At 70.3% G+C, this 14,840-nt stretch carries 12 protein-coding genes and 5 pseudogenes; 8 read left to right on the top strand and 9 right to left on the bottom strand.

The window, feature by feature from the left end; all coding sequences use genetic code 11:
- Window positions 1–41: 41 nt before the first annotated feature.
- A complete protein-coding gene (locus ACIRS4_RS28430) occupies window positions 42–692 on the top strand; it encodes an NAD(P)-dependent oxidoreductase (RefSeq protein WP_404201408.1) in 651 nt (216 codons plus the stop codon).
- Between the two features lie 120 nt (window positions 693–812).
- On the top strand, window positions 813–1,949 hold the full coding sequence (locus ACIRS4_RS28435) for an ABC transporter substrate-binding protein (protein ID WP_404201410.1): 1,137 nt from the start codon (window positions 813–815) through the stop codon (window positions 1,947–1,949).
- 163 nt (window positions 1,950–2,112) lie between these two features.
- Here the strand turns inward: ACIRS4_RS28435 and ACIRS4_RS28440 are convergent.
- From ACIRS4_RS28440 to ACIRS4_RS28460, 5 genes and pseudogenes are all read right to left on the bottom strand, one after another.
- A pseudogene (locus ACIRS4_RS28440) lies at window positions 2,113–2,623 on the bottom strand (lipase family protein); the annotation flags it as partial.
- Window positions 2,611–3,029 (bottom strand): annotated as a pseudogene (locus ACIRS4_RS28445) (transposase); the annotation flags it as partial. The pseudogenes ACIRS4_RS28440 and ACIRS4_RS28445, both read right to left, overlap by 13 nt.
- Before the next feature lie 91 nt (window positions 3,030–3,120).
- Window positions 3,121–4,338 carry a PucR family transcriptional regulator gene (locus ACIRS4_RS28450; RefSeq protein ID WP_404201412.1) on the bottom strand — a complete coding sequence of 406 codons (1,218 nt, stop codon included), beginning with the start codon at window positions 4,336–4,338 and terminating at the stop codon, window positions 3,121–3,123.
- Between the two features lie 253 nt (window positions 4,339–4,591).
- Window positions 4,592–6,598: an FtsX-like permease family protein gene (locus tag ACIRS4_RS28455; RefSeq protein WP_404201414.1), complete on the bottom strand. Its 2,007-nt coding sequence runs from the start codon at window positions 6,596–6,598 to the stop codon at window positions 4,592–4,594.
- Window positions 6,595–7,317: an ABC transporter ATP-binding protein gene (locus tag ACIRS4_RS28460; protein ID WP_404201416.1), complete on the bottom strand. Its 723-nt coding sequence runs from the start codon at window positions 7,315–7,317 to the stop codon at window positions 6,595–6,597. Before ACIRS4_RS28460 ends, ACIRS4_RS28455 begins: the two co-directional genes overlap by 4 nt.
- A gap of 162 nt (window positions 7,318–7,479) precedes the next feature.
- On the opposite strand from ACIRS4_RS28460, the gene ACIRS4_RS28465 reads away from it, so the two are divergent.
- From ACIRS4_RS28465 to ACIRS4_RS28475, 3 genes and pseudogenes are all read left to right on the top strand, one after another.
- Window positions 7,480–8,664, top strand: a complete 1,185-nt coding sequence (locus tag ACIRS4_RS28465) for a sensor histidine kinase (protein WP_404201417.1) — start codon at window positions 7,480–7,482, stop codon at window positions 8,662–8,664.
- Window positions 8,661–9,320, top strand: a complete 660-nt coding sequence (locus tag ACIRS4_RS28470; RefSeq protein ID WP_404201419.1) for a response regulator — start codon at window positions 8,661–8,663, stop codon at window positions 9,318–9,320. Before ACIRS4_RS28465 ends, ACIRS4_RS28470 begins: the two co-directional genes overlap by 4 nt.
- Before the next feature lie 162 nt (window positions 9,321–9,482).
- A pseudogene (locus tag ACIRS4_RS28475) lies at window positions 9,483–9,881 on the top strand (alpha/beta fold hydrolase); the annotation flags it as partial.
- Between the two features lie 43 nt (window positions 9,882–9,924).
- Here ACIRS4_RS28475 and ACIRS4_RS28480 read toward each other — a convergent pair.
- Window positions 9,925–10,518, bottom strand: coding sequence for a TetR/AcrR family transcriptional regulator (locus tag ACIRS4_RS28480; protein ID WP_404201421.1), 594 nt, complete (start codon window positions 10,516–10,518; stop codon window positions 9,925–9,927).
- Between the two features lie 117 nt (window positions 10,519–10,635).
- On the opposite strand from ACIRS4_RS28480, the gene ACIRS4_RS28485 reads away from it, so the two are divergent.
- Together ACIRS4_RS28485 and ACIRS4_RS28490 are read left to right on the top strand one after the other, a co-directional pair.
- On the top strand, window positions 10,636–11,559 hold the full coding sequence (locus ACIRS4_RS28485) for an NADP-dependent oxidoreductase (RefSeq protein ID WP_404201468.1): 924 nt from the start codon (window positions 10,636–10,638) through the stop codon (window positions 11,557–11,559).
- Between the two features lie 261 nt (window positions 11,560–11,820).
- Window positions 11,821–11,991: a hypothetical protein gene (locus ACIRS4_RS28490; protein WP_404201474.1), complete on the top strand. Its 171-nt coding sequence runs from the start codon at window positions 11,821–11,823 to the stop codon at window positions 11,989–11,991.
- A gap of 103 nt (window positions 11,992–12,094) precedes the next feature.
- Here the strand turns inward: ACIRS4_RS28490 and ACIRS4_RS28495 are convergent, their stop codons facing one another.
- Window positions 12,095–12,403: a hypothetical protein gene (locus ACIRS4_RS28495; RefSeq protein ID WP_404201476.1), complete on the bottom strand. Its 309-nt coding sequence runs from the start codon at window positions 12,401–12,403 to the stop codon at window positions 12,095–12,097.
- Window positions 12,404–12,940: 537 nt separating this feature from the next.
- Window positions 12,941–13,075: pseudogene (locus tag ACIRS4_RS28500) on the bottom strand (IS5/IS1182 family transposase); the annotation flags it as partial.
- Between the two features lie 62 nt (window positions 13,076–13,137).
- Between ACIRS4_RS28500 and ACIRS4_RS28505 the strand changes: the two are divergent.
- Window positions 13,138–13,965 (top strand): MBL fold metallo-hydrolase, encoded by an 828-nt coding sequence (locus ACIRS4_RS28505; protein ID WP_404201423.1) that lies wholly within the window; start codon window positions 13,138–13,140, stop codon window positions 13,963–13,965.
- Between the two features lie 9 nt (window positions 13,966–13,974).
- On the opposite strand, the pseudogene ACIRS4_RS28510 reads toward ACIRS4_RS28505, so the two are convergent.
- Window positions 13,975–14,792, bottom strand: a pseudogene (locus ACIRS4_RS28510) (IS5 family transposase).
- Window positions 14,793–14,840: the final 48 nt, after the last annotated feature.

Genomic DNA, 14,840 nt, shown 5'->3' on the forward strand with positions numbered 1-14,840 from the left:
CTCAACGAATACGAAACGCACAAGCATCTACGGAGTCACCTGTGAAGATCCTCCTGATCGGCGCCACCGGCATGATCGGCTCCCGCATCGCTGCGGAGGCGCTCAGCCGCGGCCACGAGGTCACCGCCGCCACCCGCTCGGGCAGCGCGCACGCGCTGCCCGGCCGCCCGGAGCTCGCGGCCCTCGCCCTCGACGCCTCCGTGGCGGACGAGGTGGCCCGGGCCGCCGCCGGACACGACGTCGTCATATCCGCTGTCTCCCCGCCCCGCGACGGCTCCGACCCGGCCACCCCGCTGCTGGCGACATACCGGTCCCTCACCGATGGGCTGCGCACCGCTGCCGTTCGCCGCCTGGTGGTCGTCGGCGGCGCAGGCAGCCTGAAGACGGCCTCAGGCCGGGACCGGGTCGACACCCCGGACTTCCCGGCGATGCACAAGGCCGAGTCGCTGGCCCAACGCGAGGTGCTGCGCCTGCTGCGCGCCGAGGCGACCGATCTCGACTGGACCTACGTGTCCCCGGCCGACGAGATCGCCCCCGGAGAGCGCACCGGCACCTTCCGCCTCGGCGGCGACGACCTGCTGACCGCCGATGACGGCACCAGTTTCATCAGCGCCGAGGACTACGCCGTAGCCCTCGTCGACGAGGCCGAGAAGAGCACCGCCATTCGTCGCCGCATCACTCTCGCGTACTGACCGGCAGAGCACGCGGGCAGCGGGGCAGCCCTGAGCTTCCCTGGTCGCCGCTCGTCTCGTGCTTGCCGATGCAGCCGACTGCCCCCCGTTCGCAGCACCGTCTCAGAAAGGAACATGGCAATGCCGATGGCACGACGTCAGGTACTGGTGGGAGGTTCGGTCGCCTCCGCCGCTCTCGCACTCGGAGGAGCGAGCGGTTTCGCGACGACCCAGCAGACCTCAGGCCGCCGGGCCGGCACGCGTGAGGAGAACAAGAGCCTGGACCAGCTGTACCGCGAGGCGAAGGCGGAGGGCGGCACGCTCACCGTGTACGCCGGCGGGGACACCGCCACCCAGCAGGACGGCAACAAGGCCACCTTCGAGAAGGCGTTCCCCGGCATCACACTCAACATCGTCGTGGACTACAGCAAGTTGCACGACGCCCGCATCGACAACCAGCTCACCACCGGCACCCTCGTACCCGACGTCGTCCAGCTGCAGACCCTTCAGGACTTCCCCCGCTGGAAGCACGATGGTGTCCTGCTGCCCTACAGGCCTGCCGGCTTCTCCCGCGTCCACCCTGCCTTCAAGGACCCCGACGGCGCGTGGACCGGCATCTTCGTCGATGCCTTCTCCACCATCTACAACATCGACAAGGTAGGCGCCAAGCAGGTGCCGACCACTGCTCGCGACCTCCTGGACCGGCGTCTCAAAGGGAAGATCGTCTCCACCTTCCCGAACGACGACGACGCGGTGCTGTACCTCTACAAGCTCATCATCGACAAGTACGGCTGGGACTGGCTGCGCCGGTTCGCCGCCCAGGACGTGGCCTGGGTACGAGGCACGCAGGAACCCGCCGACCGGGTCGAGGCCGGCACCGCCGCCGTCGCACTCGGCACGGACGGCATGCTCACCCCGGCCGACGGTATGAAGACCCGCTTCGTGCTCCCCGAGCGCGACCCGTTCATGGCCTGGGCCCAGCGCGCAGCCATCTTCAAGGACGCCGAGCACCCGGCCGCAGCCAAGCTGTACCTGAACTGGTGGCTGTCGAAGCAGACTCAGTCCGACTTCTATATGTGGTCCGTCCGCACCGACGTGCCCCCACCCACGGGCTACCGGCACATCTGGGACTACCCCAACGCCCACCTCGGCGGCTTCGAGCACTTCATGGCCGACCGTGCCCTCGTCGAGTGCTTCAAGCAGCAACTCACCCTTTACGTGGGAGAGGTGAGCGGTGCGCCGTCGCCGGGCTGGCTCGGCCTGCACCCCGGCCGTTGATGCGGACGCATCCGGCCCTGGAGGTTTCCGGCTGACGAGGTAGTCGATCACTTGTGCACCGATCTCATTCAAGCCGGTTGGCCGCCCGCCGCGTGCATCTTTCCGCAGGCGGGCGGCTTGGCTGTTTACGTATGGCGAGGGCCGCTGGATGGCTCGATCAGCATCAGTGCTGGAAGGGCGTCGTCGAGCAGTTGGACGTGGTCGGTCTGCCCTCCATGCGATCGGTGAGCCAGGAGATCGCGGTCCCTGGCCGGTGATGAGCGGAGCGAGGTGGTCGGTGAGGAGCTTGTCGCCGAGGTTGGGCAGGTTGACGGCTGTGTAGGTGACGCTGCCGCCCTTGCGGCAGCAATCCACGGCCAGTTGGCGGGCCTGGACGTGCGGAAGGACGTCGTCCTGGATGCCGGTGGCCACCCGGGCCGGGCCGGCCGACGTGAGCGTCCCGATGCGCTGCTCGTCGAGGACGGCCTGGGCGGACGGTGCGGCGGCGATGATCTCGGCGACGGACTTCCCGCTGGTCGTCCACGCGCTGTTCGGGCGAAACCGTGGTGGATGAGTGCCTCGCCGACGCACATGGTCGACGTGTCGGCGAGGGCCTTGCGCCCGGCGTCGTTGGGGTTCGCCTGGGCAACGTCCCGCATCCTGAGGTACGCCTGGACGAAGCCGTCGATAGCCCACCCCGGCTACAGCTTGACGAAGGCCATAGAGGCACCTCTTCGGGCCCCGCGGCATGCTGGTGGGCCCGCACAGCCGTGGAGTCGACACACACGACCGTCCAGTCCACGGCGCCCACGGAAGCGCAGTGCTGCTGGACCTGGGGCAAGAGCCGGTCTCAGGTGCCGTCCGACCACCGGCGACGGAAGTGTTCGTAGACCGTCTTCCACGGCCCATAACGCTTGGTCAGGTCCCGCCAGACCGCCCCGGTCGAAAGTTTCCACAGGATGCGGTTGACCACCCGGCGGCGATCCCGCACCGGCCGGCCCATCCGAGGCGGAGCAAGCACTCGATCACCGCCCACGGCTCATCGGTCAGCTCATGACGACGCATCACGAACAGACCAACGACACCGCCACTTTCGGACATGCCTAAGAGCTCCACTTTTGTTCGGAGTTCTTAGGGACGAAGGCGTGCGGAAACCGCGATACGCGGCAAGGGACAGAGACCGACTCGGGACTCACCGACCGGACGAGTCCGGCTCACGTAGTGATTCGGCGCGCAGGGCCAGGATGAGGTCGAGGCGGGTGTCCGGTTCGTCCAGCGCGTCACCGAAGAGCTGCTTGAGCCGGCGCAGGCGGTAGCGGACCGTTTGCGGGTGGAGGTGGAGACGGGCGGCCACGTCAGGCACGTTGCTGCCGCTGAGCAGCCACGCCAGCAGCGTCTCGGCGTGCCGTGAGCGCTGTCCTGCCGAGACTGTGTCCAACGGAGCGAGCACATGCGACCGCAGTTCGCCGAGCAGTGGCTCGTCGCTGTGCAGCAGTAGCGTCGACAGGTGGTCCACACAGCGCACGACTCCCTGCCGGGGCAGAATCCCACGGCCCATCAGCCCGAGCGCGCGCGTGGCCCACAGCAAGGACCGTGCCGCCTGGGTCAGGGACACCGTGGGGCCGATCGCGGCCGGGCGGTCGCGTACGGCCAGTGCGACAGCCCGCCCGGCAAGGTGGCTCTGGTTGTGCGGATCCGGCACCAGCATGCGGCGTGGCCGGGACTCCATGTCCACCAGGATGTCAGAGGCGGTCAGTGGCCACGTCTCCTCCCGTATGTCCGGCGACGACGCGAGTGCGACCACCGCGACCTGCCGGGGGACCGGCCAGCGTGCGGCGTGCGCCACGTCGTGCACGGCTTCCGGTGACACCGGACCGTCGCCCAGCAGCAGGCCGATCAGACGGCGTCGGTTTCGCTCCAACTGGTCGGAGCTGCGCAGTTGTTCCTCGGCATATCCCCGGGCTGCCGCCTCCGCCACTTCGTGCGCTGTGTGCAACGCCAGGTCGCCAAGAGCGGAAACCACCGCCGAGCCCAGCCCCAGCCCCTCCGCCGTGCGGCTCAGTCGGCGCCAGGCCTGCATCCCCCCTACACGCAGCGCGGACTGCAGTGCATCCAGGCTGCGGTCCCCTTCGGCCATGGCCCGTCCCAATGATCGGTACCTCGCGGAGACGGCGTCACCTTGACTCTGGGGGTCGGCGATCAGGTCGACGAAGTGTGTCAGCGCCTCGACGGCGACGGCTCGGAGTTTCCGTGTGGAGGGCCCGGCATACTCGGGAACGTGCTCGAGTATCGCCTGCACCACCTCGTCCGCAACGGCCTCGAGATCGTTCCGTAGCGGCTCGGCCAGCGCGGGCGGTATCGAACTGGCTTCGGGGCTGCTCGGCACACCATGCGGAGCGGGTGCTGCCACGTGACATTCCTTTCGGCCGGAGAAGACCCACCAGCTGACCGGCGCCGGTGGAACTGCCTGGCGACCTGACTGTGGACGCGTGATCGCAATCGGTCAAGAGTCTGTGAACTCCCCTTTCCGGCGTGAGGATCAGCTGCGTCCTCCATCGCTGACGGTGCGTTCTCCACCTGTCCGGGGGGAGGACAGGTGGAGCGTTGTCAACGATCCGGGTGCGTGGACGAGGCCGGTCCGCATCGGACCGGCCCTCACCGCGTCACTCGCCCCGAGCACCCGCCTGCCGGGTAGCCGCCCGCAGCAGGGGGCGGCTCAGCCCGCCGGCCGCCAGGATCCCGCCGACCCCGGCGGCGCAACACACCGCGAGAACGATCGCGCCGTGTGCGTCGAACGACGAGTCGCCGCCGGCCACCATCATCGAACCCCCGCACAGCAGCCCGGCCGCGACGGCCCCGCCGGCCAGCACGGTGACCGGGATGAGCATCTCGCGGTTGCGGGCGGCGTCCAGGACGCGCAGTGGGGTTCCGGCCAGGTGCAGCAGGGCGTAGGTGCGGCGGCGGTCCAGGACTGCGGCGGCTGCGGTGATCCCGGCCGAGGTGATGGCGACCGTGAAGGTCACCACGAGTACCACTTGGGTGATGGTGTCGAAGTCCCGGGTGAACCGGTTCTCGGACCAGTTCACGTCGGTGCTGGTGACGGGGTACTGGTCGGGTAGCAGGCCGGTCAGCGCGGTGCGGGCGCGGTCCAATGCGGTAGGGCCGCCGAAGACGGTGGCGGTGACCTGACGGCTGTCGACGGAGCCCTGGGCCACCGGGTCGTCGTCCACACCCATCACCGCGGTCACCCCGGCGGCGTGCAAGCGCTGTGCGGCCAGGGTCCGCACCTGCGTGACGTGGTGTTCCGGGACGGCGAGGGCGAGCCGGTCGGGTCGTCCGAACGGGAGAGTGCTGTCCATGGTGAGCAGGGCGAAGAATCCGGCGACGAAACCGGCCAGGGTGAGTCCGGAGACGATCCGCCAGGCGGCCTTCGGATCGTCCAGGAGGCGGCGGCCGGCAAGCAGTGTCGCCGGCCGCTTGGCCACAGTGGTGACGATCCTGCCGAGCAGCCGGACAGCCCACGGCCCGATCACGGCCAGCGCGAGGAAGACCGCGGCAAACGCGGACAGCGCGACGACGCCGTTGCTCCCGTGCTTCTTGGTGATCCAGCCGTACACGCCGACGACGGCCACGAAGACGAGAGCCCGCACGGCGCTCGCTCCACGGCTGCGGGAGCGGCGTGCCACGCCCAGCGGGCCGACGACCACCTGACGGAGACCGGCGAGCGCGCTGACCACGACCAGCACGACCACCCCGCCCAACATTGCCAGCAGCAGCGGGCCGCCGATCCAGAGGTCGGCCGGGTACCAGGAGCCGCCCGCGATGGGCAGGCTCGCCGCCGCGAGCAGCAGCACGGCGTATCCCACGGCACCGAACAGCGCCCCGGCCGTTCCGGTGAGCAGGGCCTCGGCAGCCGTCATTCCGGCTGTACGGCCCGGAGTGGCGCCGATCAGGCGCAGCGCGGCGAGGCGTTGGTCACGGCGGGAGACCGACAGCCGCGCGGCGGAAGCCCCCAGTACCAGCAGCGGTACGACCACGAGGATGGTGGCGAGCCGGGCAAGAAGCGTGTACATGCCCCTCATGCCGCCCTTCAGGGGCGCGCCGGTGAAGGATGCGATGCGGGTGGGGGAGGCGACGTCGCCTGTCCGGCGCGGATCGGGCTCGCGAGGGGCGGTGACTTCCGGGTCGGTGGAGCGGTGTCCGATCACGGCGACGAGTTCGTCGGGGTGCGCGAGCGCCGCGCGGCCCAGTGTTCCGGTGGGCGTGCCAGGGACCGGGTGGCGGTCGGCGGGCAGCCGGTCGAGTAGGGCGCCGAGCGCGGGGGAGACCCAGAGCTCGCCGGGAGCGGGGAAGCGGGCGAGGCCGGGCGGAGTGGGGGCGGTGCGTCCGGGCAGCGGCGCGACGTCTACGACAGTCACCGGCTCGCCCCGATGGAAGGTCGTTCCCGTCGCCTGGACAGCTACCGGGCGGGAGGACTTCACCGGGTTGCGCCAGTCGGTACGGTCCTCGCGGTGCTGGAAGCCCAGGTTCATCGCGACGCAGAGCAGCAGCAGGGCGGTGGACACGGCCGCCGCCGCGACCGCGAGCCCCGTCGCGAGCAGGCCGGTGCGGCCACCGGCCCGGGTGAGCCGCCAGGCCAGCGCCCATGTGGTGCGGTCCAGAGCCCTCATCGCCGGAACCCCGCCTTCGCGTCGGTCCCGGCCTGAGCCGCACCTTGATCTCCGGCCAGCCGGCCATCTCGGACCTCCACCGTGCGATCGCACCAGCGGGCCACGTTCGCGTCGTGGGTGACGACCACCAAGGCAGCGCCCTGGCTGCGGCTGACCTCCACCAGCAAGCGGATCACCTCCATGCCGGTGGCCTGGTCCAACGCGCCGGTCGGCTCATCGGCGAAGATCACCTTCGGACGCCCCACCAGGGCCCGTGCGATGGCCACCCGCTGCGCCTGGCCTCCGGACAGCTGCCCGGGGCGCCGGTCCTCCAGGCCCGTGAGGCCCAGAGGACCGAACCACTGCCGGGCTTGCTCGACGGCCGCCCGGCGCGGCGTGCCGCCGAGCATCAGTGGCAGAGCCACGTTCTCGTCGGCGGGCAGTTCCGGCAACAGCTGGCCGGACTGGAAGACGAAGCCGAACGCGGTGCGGCGCAGCTCGCTGCGGGCGGGTTCGCGAAGCTGGTCGATCCGCTTGCTGTCCAGGAGCACCTCCCCGGAGTCGGGCCGCTCGATGCCGGCCAGGCAGTGCAGCAGGGTGGACTTGCCGGAGCCGGACGGCCCCATGACGGCCAGCGACTGGTCGGACGTCACGTCGATGTCGACGCCGGCCAAGGCGCGGGCCATGCCGTAGGACTTGAACAGTCCGGTGCCGGTCAGGACGGCGGAGGTGGTGTTCATCGGGTGGACTCCCCGGAGGCAACGGTGATCATCGGGTGCATGCCGTCCACGATCGGGGCGTACGGCACCGGGTGGGCTCGGCCGGACGGCCGGTTGTGAGGGCCGGAGATCGGCCATTCGGCCGAGAGCGAGGGGAAGCGCCGCTTCCGTATCCTGGCGGCCGTGTACTCCGAGACTCCGCTGTTCCGCCGCGTGCTGATCGCCGCCGGTTGGACCCTTTTCCTCGCGGTGGGACTGCTGGACGTGTTCGCCGGCCGGGCGCCCCATTACCGTTGGACGAGCTGGCTGCCGATCGTGTCCGGTCCGCTTGCCTGCGCGGCGCTGCTGTGGCCCGGCCGTCGGCCGAGCACGCAAGCGCGTGGCGCGCTCGCCGCCGGTGGCTCCCTGGTCCTCACGGTGTGGATCGGCGTGTTCGCGGGGTCGGACGGCGCCGGCACCTGGGGCTTGCTGGAGGGCGTCGTCCTGCTGGTGCTGCTGTCCCGCGCGGTGCGCACGGTACCCCGTCCGGGAACGGCGACGGCCGTCACGGCCGGACTCGCCGTCGCGGTCATCGCGATCCCGCTGCGCTGGGCGACGACGAACAGCCAGGTCGCCATCGGCTGGTCCCTGCTGATGACGCTCGCCGTCGGCCTGGCTCTCGCCTGGGGGCTGCGCGCGCGGCTGTTGGAGGAGCAGCGGGCCCGCGACATCGCCGCTGTGCGCCAGGGCCAGCGTCTGGAACTCGCCCACGACCTGCACGACTTCGTCGCGCACCACGTCACCGGCATCATCGTTCAGGCGAACGCGGCGCTCACCCTCCAGCACACGGCACCGGAACAGGTCGGGCCGCTGCTGGAGAACATCACCCGGTCCGGGTCGGAGGCGCTGGACTCGATGCGCCGTCTGGTGCGGGTCCTGCGCGAGGACGACCGCGACAGCATCCGGCCGGGGCAGGTGTGGAGCGAACTCGCCCGTCTGGTCTCCGCGTTCGGCGCGGACCACGCGGACGTCCAGCTGCACGTGGCCGCGGCGGCCCGCGAGGTGCGGCTCGCCCCCGAGGTGGAGACCTCCGTACACCGGGTCGTGCAGGAGGCCCTGACCAACGTGCGCCGGCACGCGCCCGACGCCGCGGTGGCCGTACGGGTCGACGTCGACGGGTCGCGGCTGCGGGTCGAGGTGCACAACACGGCGTCGGCCGCACGCCATGCCGTCCCGGTCGGCGGACGCGGCGGCTTCGGACTGGTCGGTCTGCGCGAACGCGTCGAAGCGGTGGAAGGCGCGCTGACCGCCGTACCGACCGACGACGGTGGTTGGCGCGTGACCGCCGACTTCCCGGGGCTGGCCGCCGTGGCAGGATCACCGGCGTGAGCGATACGGCGATCCGCGTACTGATCGCGGACGACCAGGAAATGGTCCGCATGGGCTTCCGGCTGATCCTCGACGCCCAGCCCGGTATCGAAGTGGTCGGCGAGGCCGCCGACGGCGCCGCCTGCGTGGAACTCGCCCGCCGGCTGCGGCCGGACGTGTGCCTGGTCGACATCAGGATGCCCAAATTGGACGGCCTGGACGTCACCCGAGTGCTGGCAGGACCCGGGGCCCACACCCCTATGCGGGTGGTCGTGATCACCACTTTCGACCAGGACGACTACGTGCACACCGCGTTGCGCAACGGGGCGTGCGGCTTCCTGCTGAAGGACGCTCCGCCCAGTCTGCTGATCGAGGCGGTGCGGGCCGCCGCCCGGGGGGATGCGCTGGTCTCCCCGGCCGTCACCGTCCGGCTGTTGAGGGAACTGTCCTCCACACGACCCGAGCCGGATGTCGCCTGCCCGCTGACCCAGCGGGAACTGGACGTGGCCCGGTTGGTCGCGGTGGGCCGCACCAACCAGGAGATCTGCGCGCAACTGGTGGTGTCCCTGTCCACCGTGAAGACCCACCTGGCCAGCATCCAGCAGAAGATCGACGCCCGTAACCGGGTCGAGATCGCCGCCTGGGCGTGGGAATCCGGCATGGTCAGGGCGCGGTAGCGACGGCTGCACAGCCGCTGCGCGCTGCTCACGTCGGAAGCGGGCCTCGTACTGCGGGGCAGTGAAGAGCCGTTGCGGCGAAGCGGCGCAGGCCTGCGCATCACGGTGCTCGGCGCGTCCCGCGTCGCCAAGCTCCAGGCACAGGGCTACACCGCCCTCGCCGTGTCGAACCCGCTGCGCGGCCTGGAGTCCGACGCCCGGTACACCGCCACCGCCACCGTCGCGAAGTCCGTGGACGGCCCAGTCGTCCTGGTCGGCCACTCCTACGCCGGCGCGATCATCACCCGCGCCGCCCGCGCCGCCTCCAACGTCGAGGCCCTGGTCTACGTCGTCGCCTTCCAGCCCGACGAGGGCGAGAGCGCTCTGGAGAACGCCTCTTGCTTCCCCGGCGCCAAGATGGGCCCGGACACCACCATCACCACCGAGTACGAGGACGAGCCGGAGCTGCGCATCATGCCCGAGCACTACCAGGACGTCATCGCCGGCGACCTGCCCGCCGAGATGACCGACGTCTTCGCCGTCACCCAGCGCTCGGTGCGTGTTCACAGACCGTCCGCCCCCGCCCCGTCGTCCTGGTCCACGGCGTCCCGGCGGTGGAACCGCGTCACCAGCCGGGCTGTCGTGCGTCGATCAGTGCTCCGACCGATGTGCGGACGCGTGCGTCGACCGCGGCCGGGGGGTCCGTCGGCAACTTGCCCTCCAGATAGAGGAAGGCGAGCCCGTGGAGCAGTGCCCAGCACGCCACGCTCAGGGCGTCGGGGTCGGCGTCGGGGCGGGCGCGTGCGGCGGCCCGGCGGACGAAGGCGTCCACGTCCGCCGCGGCCGTGGTCCGCTCGGTGTCCGCGGGGTCGCAGGAGGTGCTGAACATGATCCGGAACAGTGCGGGGTGTGTGAGCGCGAAACGTACGTAGGCGACGGCCAGGGCGGCGAAGTCGTCCGGGGTCGCGGCGGCGGGGGCGGCCGCGGCGAGACAACCGCGCAGTTCCCGGCAGCCCTGTGCAGCCAGGGCCGACACCAGCGCGTCCTTGTCCGCGTAGTGCCGGTAGGGAGCGGCCGGGGACACGGACGCGCGGCGGGCGACCGCGCGCAGTGACAGTTCGGCTCCCTCCTCCAGCAGTTCGCGGGCCGCCTCGAGGCAGGCGGCCCGGAGGTCGCCGTGGTGGTACTGACCCCGGGGGGAGGTGGTGGGCGTCGCCATGAGATCTCCTTTCCCTTCCATCATCGCAGCAACGGCGAGCCAAGTTGACGCTGCTTACATCGCGGGTTTAAATGTAAGCGTCGTACACATTCTGAGAGTGAAAGGCGCGTGCTGGTCATGCAAGCGATCCTCGCCCGTACGTACGGAGGCCCCGACGTCCTGGAGCTGGCCGAGACCGACACCCCCGAGGTCGGCGCCGGTTCGGTGCTGGTGCGGGTGAAGGCCACCGCGGTCAATCCGGTCGACTGGCACATCGTCGCCGGTCACATGGAGGGCATGCTGAAGGTCGCCCTGCCCGTCGTGCCCGGTTTCGACGTGGCGGGCGTGGTCGAGGCCGTCGCCCCGGACGTCACCGAGTTCGCCGTCGGCGACGAGGTCATCGGCTACGTCCGCACGGAGCAGGTGCAGCACGGCACCTACGCGGAGTTCGTCGCCGCGCCCGTGCACACCCTCGCGCGCAAGCCCACGTCGCTGGACTGGCAGCGGTCGGCCGGCCTTCCGCTGGTCGGGCTCACCGCGCTGCAGGCGCTGGTAGCGGTGGGCGTCGGGGCGGGGGAGACCGTGCTGGTGCACGCCGCGGCCGGCGGCGTCGGCTCACTGGCCGTCCAGATCGCGGTGGCCCGGGGCGCCCGGGTCATCGGCACGGCCAGCGAGCGCAACCACGACTTCCTGCGGTCGCTGGGGGCCGAGCCCGTCACCTACGGCGAGGGCCTGGCCGAGCGGGTGCGGCAGTTGGCCCCCGAGGGGATCGACGCGGCGGTGGACTGCGTGGGCGGTGACGCCGTCGCCGTCTCGCAGGAACTGCTCAAGGACTCCTCGCGGGTCGCCTCGATCGTCGACCAGCAGGTAGCCGCGAAGGGCGGGCACGTGGTGTGGACCCAGCCCGTCAGCGCGGACCTCGAGGAACTCGCCACGCTCGCCGACGCCGGCAAGCTCACCGTTCACGTCGACCGCGTCCTGCCCCTGGCCGAGGCGGCCGAGGCGTTCCGCCTCAGCCAGACCCGGCGCGTCCGGGGCAAGATCGTGCTCGACGTCGGCTGACCCGGCATCGAACCGCCCGGTGCCGCGGGAGCAGGACTCCGCGGCACCGGGCCGTGCGACCGCCGTACCCCTGGCGGTGCCCTGTGCCACGGCTGCGGCACCATCGCCTCACCGACCTTCGGATCCATCCTCGCCGGCCAGAGCGGATGCCGACGCCGCGCCGACCTCCGCATCGGCGCCGCACGACGGGAAGACCCCGAGCGCGCCGCCGCCTCCACGCTCGGGGCCGGCTTCGAACCCCTGGAGCCCAACACCACGACCATGACGCCCGGGCGCTGTCGCTGCACCACCTGCGGCCGCACCTCGACCCCCATCCTGGCCAAGAGCCGCAGCGGCCGCGGGTGCAAGTACTGCGCCCGCTACGGCTTCGACCGCGCCGCGCCCGCCCACGTCCACGTCGTCACCCACGCGGAACACGGCGCCGTCACCTGATGAGCGGCTGCGGTCTGCGGAACGGCGAGGCGTTCGCGGTGAACCTGAACAACATCGTGGCCGATGACATGTATCGAGTCAGTGAGGCGCGGAAGAGTTCGCTTCAGCTGCCCTCACCCTGCTCAGCAGCCGGCCGCAGGCCGAGGTGCCCATCGTGGTCTCGGGGCCGGCAGCCATCGACCTGGCGCGCGCACGACTGATGCAACTTGTCCGGTGCCCAGGCCAGTTGTGCCACACTGCCCGTGGCGAGCACACAGGCCGTGAGCAGGCCGCCCATCGTCTCCCGGCCGACCGGCGCGACGCAGTTGTACGCGCCACCCCGCTCTCCCGCGCCTTGGTCGAGTGCGAAGGTGGCCACATCGCGTACGTCGATCGGCTGGATGGGCTTGTCCGGAGCGCCCTGAGCAAGCATCCGACCGCCGCGGGCCGCTCGGTTCAGCCACCACGGCAGTCGGCCGACGTACTCGCCTGGCCCGAGAATCACACCCGGCCGCAGGATGACCGCTCGCTCCCCGCCGAACGCAGCGGTGACCGCTCGCTCAGCGCCTGCCTTCCGCCGGCCGTAGTACCAATCCGGCCCATTCCAGTCGTCAGGGAATCGGCCGTATTCGGCGTCAGCGTCCGGTGGCCCGTCCAGGACTTCTGAGTTCTCCGTCAGCGGATCGTTCGGCCAACCGCGGTAGGCGTTGACAGTGGAGATGCAGACGTACCGGCGGCGACCGGCTCCAAGAGGCGCGCACCGGCGAGGACGTCAAGCGGCGCCATCTCTGAAACCGACATGTCCACCACGGCGTCCCACGGTCCCTCACCGGCAAGCCGTGCCAGGTCGGCGGTGACGGTGCGGTCACCACGGATCGCCCGGGCTCCTTCCGGAACAGTCCCGGAACGTCCCCGGTTGAAGACCGTCCGCAGTCCTCATCTGCCACCGCCGACTCACCAAGTGAGGCCCCACGAAGGTGATTGCGGCGAGCACCTCGCGATCCCCGTACCGCCGGCGACCTCCACCTTGCGGCCACACCGGAGCAGACGGCAGCACACGTTGAAACAGCTTCCACAAAGACTCCGGCACCGGCCTCTCGACCATGTCCGCTCCCAGGCCCGAAAATTACCTGCTCACGACAACGGCATGCCAACTACTGTCCTGACATGCAATTGACCGTCCTCGGGGGCTGCGGAGCGTGGCCCACCGCAGTCCAGGCATGCAGCGGCTACCTCGTCGAACACGCGGGCTTCCGCCTGCTCATCGACCCCGGCTATGCCACACTGCCCCGCCTGCTCGACCACAGCACCGTCGACGCCGTCGACGCCGTGCTGATCAGCCACGGGCACCCCGACCACTGCGCCGACCTCAATCCTCTTCTGCGTGCCCGGGGCCTGAGTGACACGCCACCGCCGGCCCTGCCCGTCTACGCACCGCACGGTGCCGTCGACGCCGTTCTCGCGCTGGACAAACCGAGCATGCTCGCCGGGGCGTACCGCCTTCACGAGTTCCAGCCGGGCGACCGATTCGACATCGGCCCGTTCAGAACAGACACCTGGCTCCTTCCGCACTTCGTGCCGAACGCCGGCATCCGACTGACCACACCGGAAGCTGTACTCGCCTACACCGGCGACACCGGACCGAGCCCCGACATCCTGCGCCTCGCTCAGAATGCCGACCTGTTGTTGTCAGAAGCCACATACATCCACGAGGTGCCGTCCGCCGACGCGCCGTATCTGCTGACCGCACGCTTGGCCGGGCAGTACGCCAGCCAGGCAGGTGCTGCCAGCCTCATGCTCACCCACCTGTGGCCAGGGACAGACCCTGAAGCCGCACATGAAGCAGCCGCGGGAGCCTTCCGGCACCCCATACATGTCGCAACCCCCGGACTGATGACCGATGTCGCCCGTGCAAGCGGTCGAGCGGCAGCGGAATCCCTTGATGCTGACGCAGGAAAAGCAACCATGCCGAATTACAAACGAGACGACCTCTGAGACCGTGTCCTACGTGGTGAGGCGGATGAGTCGCTTGTAGCTGCACAGGGCGGCGGCGAGGCCGAGGAAGGCCAGGTGGTTGCGGGGGTCGCGCTCGTGGCGAGGGCTGAGTCTGCGGTAGCCGGACAGCCACGACATGGTGCGCTCGATGCCCCAGCGTCGGCGCCCTAATCATTCGCTGGACTCGATGCCCTTGCGGGCGATGCGAACGCCGATGCGCTTGCCGCGGAGCCATCTGCGCAGGTCGGCCCGATCGTAGGCTTTGTCCGCGTGCAGACGCTGGGGCTTGAAGTACTTGCCGTTGTGGGGGTCGTGTCTCGTTTGGTGACCCTCCACCATCGGCTTCAGTCCTTCGCTGTCGTGAGTGTCGCCGGCCGAGACGCCGACAACGAGGGGCAGGCCGTTTGCGTCCGACAGGATGTGCATCTTGGAACCCGTCTTGCCCCGGTCCACGGGGCTCGGACCTGTGTGTTCGCCTCCTTTGTAGCCCGGACGTGGGCGGTGTCGAGCACAACGCGGGTGACGTCGATCAGGCCGGCGTCGTCGAGCCGGTGCAGCACGGCCTCGTGCAGGCGGCCCCAGACACCGGCTCTGGACCAGATCAGGAACCGGCGGTGGCCGGTCGACTTCGATATGCCGAAGCAGGGCGGCAGTTGACGCCAGGCGCAGCCGGACACCAGCACGTAGATGATTGCTGCGAACAGCGTCTCATCAGGCGTGTCCTGCGTTCCGCCACCCTGCGGCCGCACCTTCGACGGCGGGATCAGCGGCTTCGCGATCTCCCACAGCCCGTCCGGAACAATCCAACTCCACGTAGCCCGCCCCATATCGAAGTCAACGACGCCTCACCACGTAGGACACGGTCTTAGAAGAGC

It is taken from the genome of Streptomyces sp. NPDC101166, from assembly GCF_044768125.1.
Taxonomy (GTDB): Bacteria; Actinomycetota; Actinomycetes; order Streptomycetales; family Streptomycetaceae; genus Streptomyces.